The sequence below is a fragment of the Nostoc sp. DedQUE12b genome, from assembly GCF_034530835.1.
GTDB lineage: Bacteria > Cyanobacteriota > Cyanobacteriia > Cyanobacteriales > Nostocaceae > Nostoc.
This window is the reverse complement of the sequence record NZ_JAVRCI010000011.1, coordinates 116,904-124,783: the sequence shown is the minus strand read 5'-3', so window position 1 is coordinate 124,783 and position 7,880 is coordinate 116,904. Positions and strand designations below refer to the sequence as shown.

17 protein-coding genes are annotated in these 7,880 nt (G+C 43.4%); 7 read left to right on the top strand and 10 right to left on the bottom strand.

Annotated elements, in window-relative coordinates; genetic code table 11:
* The 6 genes from RMY16_RS08495 to RMY16_RS08470 form a co-directional block, all read right to left on the bottom strand.
* The coding region (locus tag RMY16_RS08495) for a hypothetical protein (protein WP_322736010.1) at nucleotides 1–248 on the bottom strand (248 nt) is incomplete at its 3' end.
* A gap of 2 nt (nucleotides 249–250) precedes the next feature.
* The gene (locus tag RMY16_RS08490; RefSeq protein WP_322736009.1) at nucleotides 251–574 is read right to left on the bottom strand and encodes a hypothetical protein; all 324 of its coding nucleotides are present in this window, start codon (nucleotides 572–574) and stop codon (nucleotides 251–253) included.
* A gap of 1 nt (nucleotide 575) precedes the next feature.
* Nucleotides 576–1,106 carry a hypothetical protein gene (locus tag RMY16_RS08485; RefSeq protein WP_322736008.1) on the bottom strand — a complete coding sequence of 177 codons (531 nt, stop codon included), beginning with the start codon at nucleotides 1,104–1,106 and terminating at the stop codon, nucleotides 576–578.
* Nucleotides 1,106–1,702, bottom strand: a complete 597-nt coding sequence (locus tag RMY16_RS08480) for a hypothetical protein (protein WP_322736007.1) — start codon at nucleotides 1,700–1,702, stop codon at nucleotides 1,106–1,108. Before RMY16_RS08480 ends, RMY16_RS08485 begins: the two co-directional genes overlap by 1 nt.
* Complete coding sequence (locus RMY16_RS08475; RefSeq protein ID WP_322736006.1) at nucleotides 1,686–2,042, bottom strand: hypothetical protein; 357 nt, start codon at nucleotides 2,040–2,042, stop codon at nucleotides 1,686–1,688. Before RMY16_RS08475 ends, RMY16_RS08480 begins: the two co-directional genes overlap by 17 nt.
* Before the next feature lie 3 nt (nucleotides 2,043–2,045).
* Nucleotides 2,046–2,381: a hypothetical protein gene (locus RMY16_RS08470; RefSeq protein ID WP_322736005.1), complete on the bottom strand. Its 336-nt coding sequence runs from the start codon at nucleotides 2,379–2,381 to the stop codon at nucleotides 2,046–2,048.
* Nucleotides 2,382–2,604: 223 nt separating this feature from the next.
* On the opposite strand from RMY16_RS08470, the gene RMY16_RS08465 reads away from it, so the two are divergent.
* The 4 genes from RMY16_RS08465 to RMY16_RS08450 are packed head-to-tail and all read left to right on the top strand — an operon-like array spanning nucleotide 2,605 to nucleotide 3,831.
* The gene (locus RMY16_RS08465) at nucleotides 2,605–3,189 is read left to right on the top strand and encodes a tyrosine-type recombinase/integrase (RefSeq protein ID WP_322736004.1); all 585 of its coding nucleotides are present in this window, start codon (nucleotides 2,605–2,607) and stop codon (nucleotides 3,187–3,189) included.
* Complete coding sequence (locus RMY16_RS08460; RefSeq protein ID WP_322637042.1) at nucleotides 3,186–3,338, top strand: hypothetical protein; 153 nt, start codon at nucleotides 3,186–3,188, stop codon at nucleotides 3,336–3,338. The genes RMY16_RS08465 and RMY16_RS08460 overlap by 4 nt, the downstream gene beginning before the upstream one ends.
* Nucleotides 3,307–3,468 carry a hypothetical protein gene (locus RMY16_RS08455; RefSeq protein WP_322736003.1) on the top strand — a complete coding sequence of 54 codons (162 nt, stop codon included), beginning with the start codon at nucleotides 3,307–3,309 and terminating at the stop codon, nucleotides 3,466–3,468. The genes RMY16_RS08460 and RMY16_RS08455 overlap by 32 nt, the downstream gene beginning before the upstream one ends.
* A 33-nt stretch (nucleotides 3,469–3,501) precedes the next feature.
* Nucleotides 3,502–3,831, top strand: a complete 330-nt coding sequence (locus RMY16_RS08450; protein WP_322736002.1) for a hypothetical protein — start codon at nucleotides 3,502–3,504, stop codon at nucleotides 3,829–3,831.
* 71 nt (nucleotides 3,832–3,902) lie between these two features.
* Here the strand turns inward: RMY16_RS08450 and RMY16_RS08445 are convergent, their stop codons facing one another.
* The 4 genes from RMY16_RS08445 to RMY16_RS32990 all read right to left on the bottom strand — a co-directional run bounded on the left by RMY16_RS08445 (nucleotide 3,903) and on the right by RMY16_RS32990 (nucleotide 6,516).
* Nucleotides 3,903–4,616: a hypothetical protein gene (locus tag RMY16_RS08445; RefSeq protein WP_322736001.1), complete on the bottom strand. Its 714-nt coding sequence runs from the start codon at nucleotides 4,614–4,616 to the stop codon at nucleotides 3,903–3,905.
* 55 nt (nucleotides 4,617–4,671) lie between these two features.
* Complete coding sequence (locus RMY16_RS08440) at nucleotides 4,672–5,631, bottom strand: hypothetical protein (RefSeq protein ID WP_322736000.1); 960 nt, start codon at nucleotides 5,629–5,631, stop codon at nucleotides 4,672–4,674.
* A 116-nt stretch (nucleotides 5,632–5,747) separates the two neighbouring features.
* Complete coding sequence (locus RMY16_RS08435; RefSeq protein ID WP_322735999.1) at nucleotides 5,748–6,101, bottom strand: hypothetical protein; 354 nt, start codon at nucleotides 6,099–6,101, stop codon at nucleotides 5,748–5,750.
* Nucleotides 6,102–6,357: 256 nt separating this feature from the next.
* Nucleotides 6,358–6,516 (bottom strand): hypothetical protein, encoded by a 159-nt coding sequence (locus tag RMY16_RS32990; RefSeq protein WP_416211656.1) that lies wholly within the window; start codon nucleotides 6,514–6,516, stop codon nucleotides 6,358–6,360.
* A 291-nt stretch (nucleotides 6,517–6,807) separates the two neighbouring features.
* Between RMY16_RS32990 and RMY16_RS08425 the strand changes: the two genes are divergently transcribed.
* Genes RMY16_RS08425 through RMY16_RS08415 form a run of 3 tightly spaced genes read left to right on the top strand, consistent with a single transcriptional unit; the run spans nucleotide 6,808 to nucleotide 7,877 of the window.
* Nucleotides 6,808–7,191 carry a hypothetical protein gene (locus RMY16_RS08425; protein ID WP_322735997.1) on the top strand — a complete coding sequence of 128 codons (384 nt, stop codon included), beginning with the start codon at nucleotides 6,808–6,810 and terminating at the stop codon, nucleotides 7,189–7,191.
* Complete coding sequence (locus RMY16_RS08420; protein ID WP_322735996.1) at nucleotides 7,166–7,636, top strand: hypothetical protein; 471 nt, start codon at nucleotides 7,166–7,168, stop codon at nucleotides 7,634–7,636. The genes RMY16_RS08425 and RMY16_RS08420 overlap by 26 nt, the downstream gene beginning before the upstream one ends.
* Complete coding sequence (locus tag RMY16_RS08415; protein WP_322735995.1) at nucleotides 7,623–7,877, top strand: hypothetical protein; 255 nt, start codon at nucleotides 7,623–7,625, stop codon at nucleotides 7,875–7,877. The genes RMY16_RS08420 and RMY16_RS08415 overlap by 14 nt, the downstream gene beginning before the upstream one ends.
* The last annotated feature ends 3 nt before the right edge of the window (nucleotides 7,878–7,880 follow it).

The following is a 7,880-nucleotide window of genomic DNA, read 5'->3' as shown; positions in this document are numbered from 1 at the left end:
TTTACTTTGGTAGCAAGGTCAGAGGCTTTCTTTGTAGCATCTGCAACTTTCTTTGTATTAGCAGCAGTTTTTTTAAGAGACTTCATGCGTTTAGCAGCTTCTTTTGCACCACTTTTAGACATGAATTGAGACGTTACTCGCTTTACCCTTTTGGCTTCAAGTAGCATCTTTCCCGGCTGACCATTAGCGTATTTAGATAGTTTGTAAGCCCTTAAAGCACTGGGTGATATTTGTTGAGAGACTACCATGATTACTCATCTACGAAGAAGTCAATGATTGCTGAGAAAATATTTTGTGATTGATTAGCTGTTTCAGTGTGTTCTGTTGCAGCGTCTAATAAATCTTTTACGTCGTCAATAACAGTTTTGAGTACGCCGCCAAGTTCAAGAATGTCTGTTTCTGCTTTTTTCAACCTTTTCAAAATTCCTGAAAGGTCAACGCTTCCATCCTCTTGATGACCTTCACAACACTGCTGCTGCTTGCGTTCCAGTTCCCGTATGCGCTGATTCTGTGCATCAATTTTGCGATTTAAAGCTGCCAAGCCAGCATCGATATCCTTACAAACTTCTGCCATTTTATCGACCTACCTTGTTAGCCATATTTTTGAGGCGATCGCCCATTTCTTTGCACGGAACACAGCAATAGCCTGGGTATTTGTTATGGGTGCATTTGTGGCTACCTTCAGGGCAATCATCGTCGCAAGAAACTTCGTATATTGGTTTGGTTGGATATCGGATTTTATGGGCTACTCCCTCAGTATTAGTAATTGTCAGTTCCCAATCACCAAGTGAACGCGATATTAATACGGTTGGGGGATAATACACATCATTTGTACCGGGACTTAAAACGCCATCTACCGAGGGCTTTGATCCACTGCAAGCATTAACAGTAATTCCAACCATTTCAACGTAGCCATCGTAAGTAATGGAGCCGTAGTTGTTCAGCCCACCACAGTTATCAAGATTAAGTCCTTCACCCGTTACCACACTCACGTGTTTTTGTATTAGTGTCACGTCCACAGGTGGATTAGAAACAATGTATTTTATAGTCTCACCATTGGAGGTTACAGCAATAACGGCCTTTGATTTTCCAGAGCAATAAGCCATTACGCTACCTTTGTTATATTCACTTGGGTGTACACTTCGGATTGACCAGCAAAGCCAGTCTGAACTCCAAGAGTATAGACAAAAGATGATGCGCTTACCCCTTTAAATTTAACCGTGTAAGAGGTTTCTGAGGTAACAGTAATTTTTCCTTTTATATAACTATTTGTAGCTGCGTAAGCGCTACCCGGTGCATTATATGCCGAGCTACCAAGCAATACTATTGTTCCTGATGAATCTTCAATCCATCCTCGAAAATTATTAACAAGAATTGCTGGCACAATAGCATCAATAAAATAAGTACCAGGCTGTAAGGTAAATATATTTGATGATAGCGATAGCCAAGAAGCTGAGGAGATTACAGTATTAAGCGTTCTTATTATTGTGGTATTAGCACTGGTGTAAGTGCCCCCACCAGTACCGGAAGGTTTTACATCGGCTATTTGGGCATATTCGACACTTGATCCGCTGCTGATGCCTGATAAAAAATTCTCTCTTGTAATGTGCCCAGTGATTCCATCAGCTTGTTGGAATAGAATCATATCTGTATTATCAGGAATAGTCTTTTCTATACCGATATCTTTAATCTGTTTGAGCATAAGAATGAATTACGATTGTTTCTGTTAGATAAACATTGCCATTTCGCTCTTGAGCGTAGGCATCCCATCGGAATATTTCTAAAAGCTCATATAACTGCCGATTGTCATAGCCAATCTGAGCATTATTTTCATCGGAAATAATATTGCCGTTTTCGTCGGTTAAATACCCTTGAAAAACGCTTAGTGCTTGCAACAAGATTGCTACGAGTAATTGTTCAGCGCCATTGTTTGCTGTCGGAGTTAGACCAACTGCCGATAAATCTGATTTTTTAATAATCAGTTCATCGGCAGTCTGCACAGCATTAACACCAAATAATTCAATTAATGTTAATGTCTGCATTTTTTAGTAATCGTCTGGATCGATAACATCTGCACCCGTCAGTAATTTATCTACCTCAATACTGATAGTGTTTCTAAGGTAGATGGCATTGTTGCGGGTCGTGATACTAGGACTAAACCCGTCTGTAATGGCAACAGATTGGTCAATATTGGTATCTCGTGCAGCATCTGTCAGGGTTGCTTGAGCTGTCAGCGCAATTGCTAGCAACAGTGATTCAGCAGTATTGGTTCCTGATGCTGTTAGCCCTGCTGATGCCAGATCGGATTTTTTGATTACAAGGTCAGTGGCTGTTTGAGAAGCGTTTGCACCGAATACTTCGGTGAGGGTTCTTTCTGCCATAAAACGAATTTTTTCTTGATGTGAATAAATCCGTTGTATGGCTTAACAAAAAAAGTGTAAATGTTCCACTTTTATGTAGAAGTGGTATATATCCTGACGACGCGTATCCTTTGCTGGGAATAGGATTGAGCGAATATTTACTATTAGTGAATATTTAGGTAATTCCACTTTTACCCCTGAACCAGGTAAAAGCGGAATACGCGAAGTTCATTTTTTTATATCTATGCCAAAGAATAACAGAATTGGGAAAGCTGCTGTAATCACAGACGCTGAATATTCTAAAATCCGGCGAAAAATTTTGACAGAAAAATACAAACTGCTTTTAGACCTTGGATGGTTCACCGGGGAGCGCTGGGGGGCCCTCGTAAAACTGAGGGTAAGTGATGTTTACGATCGCCCAGGCATTCCTAAAACGGATATCATCTTTCCCGCAATCATCAGAAAGCATCGGCCAGACGGGACAGCCGATACTACAGAAATTCCAGTACATCCAACATTGAAGGAGTCTTTGGAGCGATACGAGCCAAAAACAACTAGTGAATGGTTGTTTCCCTCACGATGTGGGACTAAACCTATTGTTTGGAAAAATGCGTACAACATCTTGATGGCTGCGGTGGAAAAGGCAGGATATGAAGCCAAGGGTATTTCTACTCATACTATGCGAAGGAGTTTTGTGAACCGATTGAGAAGAAATGGCATCGAAAAAGAAATTATTCGCACGTTCACCGGACACCGCGACAATAAAGGACTTGACCCCTACTTTGAAATAGAGGCGGATGAGAGAAGAGGCGCGATCGCAACTCTATGAACCCCAACCTCCTATTCCTCCAAATCGAAATCTTCTTTGAGCGCTTACAGCACGGACATTACGATCATCCTGTGTATTTGGCGATGGCGCTGGAAAATCTCACCAACCAGGCATGGGATGAAGTTGACCGGGTGTACCCGAACTTATGACAAACCGCAGCCAGGGCGGATAAGCTGGACTCGGTTAGAAACACCTAACCTTATTGGATTTATTGCGATCGCGCGTTCATCCTATTTGTGCGATCGCTTTTTTTATTGGGCATTGGGCATTGGGCGTTAATATTGCCTTGTAACAGGCAATAGGGGGATCGAAATGCCCAAAGGTGGACGGAAATCTACAACTTGGAATGCTGGGTGGAACGGTGGCAAGACTACATTAATCCGCGTGCCGATTGTGCTGAAGCATAATGTTTTGGCTTACGCTAGGGCTGTAGACTCCAAACTGTTAAGCAATGAGTCTGAAAAAATCCCCATGCTGATAGGGGATTTCCTTGTGATAATTGACCGCTACATCGCTTGGAGAACCAAGAATTACCGCTCTACACAGATGAGCGCAAAACCAGATATTACCGCTCGTACCTGGGACGAGCTGCGGAAGCTTCAAGACTTGCTGCGCCAATCTCCAGAACTGTTGCAGGAGTAAAGCCTTTGCGGCATCTTTGACAAAACCACCTTTGGACTACTGTCTGGTCAGTTAATTTATAGGTCCCGTTTTTAAAGATTAGTGTTGTTCCGTTGCACCTTGGGCATGGTGGGCAATTCATTCTTCCAGCCTCGGATCAAGTCCTTTATCTCAAATGGTAATTTACCATCTGCGATCGCACTTTCCACAACTCCCCGGCGCTGGATAGCCAAAGGTGATGCTGTACTGCCACCCGAAATATGACAGTGGTGAATTTTTCTCCCCGACATCCAGCAGTAGCGGTAATAGTTATGTTTGCTGTTGCCGCGCTTGACCCAGTACTTCTCAACCCAATGGGTATGTTCGGGAGCAGGGGGGCAAGGTTCACCCAATATACTGTGTTCGGGAGCAGATATGTGTGTATCATGCTCCCGAACAAAGGGGAGGCGACCGCCCGCGATATTTTCCGAGTCTTCACTGAATAATACAGAAGCCTGTGTATCCTGCTCCCGAACAGTTGACTCCCACCGTTCCCAAGCTTGCTCGTAATCATCCCGGTTTAAATAATCGTCTGGGTCTGGTGGCTCATCGCACTCATCAAAGAAAATTGTCAGTTGTCCGTTGTCACTTACCTTATGGGGCACTTCTCCAAAGTGGGCAGGATTCCATCTGGTTTCTGGTTCGGGATGTTCGGGAGCAGTTTCTAGTTCATCCCAGTAAGGATCGTGAACGGTAGTCCTTGTTTCAACTGTTGGGGCAACAGTTAATAGTGTTAACTGCCCTGGCACATCAGAATTATGTTTCATAATGTTTGTGGATTCTAAAATTCGCGGCCGTGACAGCGGCCTTTTTTTGTATCAATCAACTAGTGGGTTGATAATTGAAAGCTTCTAATTGTAATTTCACTGCTTCATTGATAGTTGAAGCATTTTTTATTACAAGGTCTATCGCTTTATCAAATGTTCTCGGAGCGCTCATACCGTCCTGATGGTATACGTATTTGAATTTCTGAAAGAATGAAAGCGTACATGATGCGGTGAGTTGAATAAGTTTTTGAAACCTCTCATCGTCAATTCTCCATTTGTATCTGCTAATAAATAATTCCTTAAAAGACTGTTCGGGTTGTTCACCTGCGGCTTTTTTCATACAGCGCTCCATAGCAATAGCTAATTTCTCTGCGGTTTTTGTACCGCGAGAACGAACTTTCTCAAGAAGTTCGTTCGTTGGGGTTACGTCAACATGAACTTCTTTGAGAAGTTCCTGAGACGTTCCTGAAGTGTTACTGAGAGGTTCTGGAACCCCAGTATTTTCAATACTTTCAGGTGAGATGTCCGGCATTTTCTGACCGACATCCGGTATTTTTTGACTGATGTCCGGTTCATTTATGCCGGATATAGCGTCACTATTGACCGATGATTCTTGCTCATCATCTTTCATCCAAAACTCTTGAATTCGCCTTGCACCATGCAAGTTTTTGACTAACCAGCACGCTGTTTTACGACTGTCATCTGTGCAGGTTTCTCGCTTGAATTCAAATAATCCTGTTGTGTATAAAAGTTGTCTTGCTAGTCTAAAAGCTTTATCACCTAATGATGTTGATAGCTTCATCCATCTACTACCATACTGGTCTGAAGCCCAACATTCATTCCAAAGTGTTTGAACTGTTTTTACTTGATTAACTACCCACTGGATATCGTCAACTGGGATAATACAGTGAGGTTTGTTGAATTTACTTGATGTTTTCTTCTCTTTGTTGCGGTTAATAGGAATTATCCTATTTTGAGAAGAAACATTGATGACTTCTAAGCTATTTTCTGGCATAATATTACTAGTTTTGATGCGTCATCAAGCCACTGGAAGTAGTGTTTTAAGTGGCTTGTGACTTTTTGTTTTTAAGACAATCAGCGATCGCACTCCAGAAGTGGTGAGCGCGATCGCTAAAATCCACCCCCTGATTCAAACCACCTTGCATCAAGTTCTTTAGCTAGTTGTTCCCATCCCTTCAGTGGCATTCTGTTGGGATAACCGTATTTTTGGAACGTGGCAATTATTTGAGGATCTTTCCAGTCGATAGCTAGAATTCCCATGATGTGCTGACATTCCCAGTAGGCATGAACAAGCTTGGTTAGATGGACAATGTACTTGTGAGAAAGGGTTGTGATATTGGGAACAGGGCGGTTCACTTTAGTGGCAGACTCCTGGAGGAATTTTTGAATTCGTGGATGCTGCCACGTCCACCCCAAGCGAGTCATCTCGGTTTCTAATTGGTTAATTGCTGTTTGAGTTGTCATAGATCATTAATCACTACTTATCGCTTCGTGGTGATCGCACTCCATCTACAAGCGGCAGCGCGATCGCAACGAATAAAGCCGTTTACCTGCTTGGGTAAACGGCTTTATTCTTTATTTGGTATATCTTGTAAGGCTTCACCTAACAGGGTGTATAAATCTTCGATTTCTGCTGTTAGTTGCTTCCTCTCATGTAGGCTGTTTTCAAGCTGCTTTTGCTGAGAGTCAATTACAGTTAAGCAGGCTTCATGTAATTCTTTCAGCCTACGGTGAATTCCCCCAATAGTTGCTTGTCCTCCAAGAGAAGCCCATGATCCAGTTTTATCTCTCCCCTCGCTATTTGAATAAAAAACTGTGTCCGATTCATGCCTAGTTGAGAGGCTTTGTCCTTCAATGCCTCCCAATCTTGAGCCGACATTCTTACTGTTGCGTTGATCGTCTTTTTCTCTGTCGTGGTTTCTTCTGTCATCTGTTATAGGCATAGCAACCCCTAAATTATTGCACGTGCTAAATGGATGCTTCTGCACGTGCTTTATAAAAATATGCTTGACTTCTATTATTGCACGTGCAATAACTATTGAAAGATACTAGCACGTGCAAAATGTTTTTGCACCACAAACCCGCTCCCCAACGCCTGACCGTTCGCGTTGCAACCGGAGCAAGCACCCACGCCACTGCGTAAGCCCCGGCGCGGAACACCCTTTACCTGATGCCAAATAAAAAGGCAACCGCTACTCGCAAGCGATCGCCTTGTGGAAATTTATCAATTATCAATGAGGAGATTTTACCAATGTCTAAGCCATTAGGCTACTACACAGCTTATACCCCAGGCGATAACTCACTTTTAGAAAAGTTGCAGGAGGAGTACGGCTCAACTTTTGAGAAAATCACCAAGCGAGAAAAGCTGGTTATTCTCACCGTTTTGGCATCGCATATTGGTTGCCAGCTAGACGGAGATGTTCGGGGTGAAATTTTTGCGATCGCAAAACAGATGAGAGATCAACTTTCACTCTCCGACCAGGGAGGAGTTATGCAAGCGATTATCGAACAAATCCGCTGGGGGCAGAATGCCGAACCTGTACACCACTCCTGAGGCCGCCAAGTTAACCAACATCCCAGAAAGTACAATCCGCAGTTGGTTACGCCGCCATCCTGAAGTGTTCCAGTTCAACGTTCACATTGTCGCCGATGAACACGGCGTTAAACTCTGGACTGAAGCGGGAATTGAACTGCTGCATAGCCGACGTGCAACGAAAAATGCAACGGATGACGATGCAAATTTTGATGCAGAATCCGATGCACCCGATTTACTTGAGTCGCTGTTAGAGGAAGATTCACAGCGTCTTGCTAACGAATATTACCGACAGCTACCCGGTCGCACTTTGCGACGTATTAAACAGATGCGGTTTAATCCCACACCTGAACAACGCAAAATAGTCGAGTTGTCATTTCGCGCTGCGATCGACGCGGGAACCGAGCATCTACTCTTACCCACATATCAGCCGATGTTGCTAGAGGGAGGAGATGAAACAGACTAAAAAACAGACTACTAGTAAGATTGTACCATTCACCGGCGAATTTTACCCAACTGCACCAGAACCCGCACCCGCCGGGAATAATCTCGCTGCATTTTTAGTCATGCTTGCAGCTGCGCTCGTTGCCGGCTTAAGCATAGGTGCAATCTCCACTTACCAGAGCGCGGATCAAGTGCAACTGCGCGAGATGAAAGCGCAAAGCCAACAGCTTGAGAAAGTTAAAAACCAAGTTTGCAATAGATAGATA

Coding starts and splice junctions, on each gene's coding strand:
- RMY16_RS08490 (WP_322736009.1), bottom strand. CDS start 574: ATGGCAGAAGTTTGTAAGGATATCGATGCTGGCTTGGCAGCTTTAAAT.
- RMY16_RS08485 (WP_322736008.1), bottom strand. CDS start 1,106: ATGGCTTATTGCTCTGGAAAATCAAAGGCCGTTATTGCTGTAACCTCC.
- RMY16_RS08480 (WP_322736007.1), bottom strand. CDS start 1,702: ATGCTCAAACAGATTAAAGATATCGGTATAGAAAAGACTATTCCTGAT.
- RMY16_RS08475 (WP_322736006.1), bottom strand. CDS start 2,042: ATGCAGACATTAACATTAATTGAATTATTTGGTGTTAATGCTGTGCAG.
- RMY16_RS08470 (WP_322736005.1), bottom strand. CDS start 2,381: ATGGCAGAAAGAACCCTCACCGAAGTATTCGGTGCAAACGCTTCTCAA.
- RMY16_RS08465 (WP_322736004.1), top strand. CDS start 2,605: ATGCCAAAGAATAACAGAATTGGGAAAGCTGCTGTAATCACAGACGCT.
- RMY16_RS08460 (WP_322637042.1), top strand. CDS start 3,186: ATGAACCCCAACCTCCTATTCCTCCAAATCGAAATCTTCTTTGAGCGC.
- RMY16_RS08455 (WP_322736003.1), top strand. CDS start 3,307: ATGAAGTTGACCGGGTGTACCCGAACTTATGACAAACCGCAGCCAGGG.
- RMY16_RS08450 (WP_322736002.1), top strand. CDS start 3,502: ATGCCCAAAGGTGGACGGAAATCTACAACTTGGAATGCTGGGTGGAAC.
- RMY16_RS08445 (WP_322736001.1), bottom strand. CDS start 4,616: ATGAAACATAATTCTGATGTGCCAGGGCAGTTAACACTATTAACTGTT.
- RMY16_RS08440 (WP_322736000.1), bottom strand. CDS start 5,631: ATGCCAGAAAATAGCTTAGAAGTCATCAATGTTTCTTCTCAAAATAGG.
- RMY16_RS08435 (WP_322735999.1), bottom strand. CDS start 6,101: ATGACAACTCAAACAGCAATTAACCAATTAGAAACCGAGATGACTCGC.
- RMY16_RS32990 (WP_416211656.1), bottom strand. CDS start 6,516: ATGTCGGCTCAAGATTGGGAGGCATTGAAGGACAAAGCCTCTCAACTA.
- RMY16_RS08425 (WP_322735997.1), top strand. CDS start 6,808: ATGCCAAATAAAAAGGCAACCGCTACTCGCAAGCGATCGCCTTGTGGA.
- RMY16_RS08420 (WP_322735996.1), top strand. CDS start 7,166: ATGCCGAACCTGTACACCACTCCTGAGGCCGCCAAGTTAACCAACATC.
- RMY16_RS08415 (WP_322735995.1), top strand. CDS start 7,623: ATGAAACAGACTAAAAAACAGACTACTAGTAAGATTGTACCATTCACC.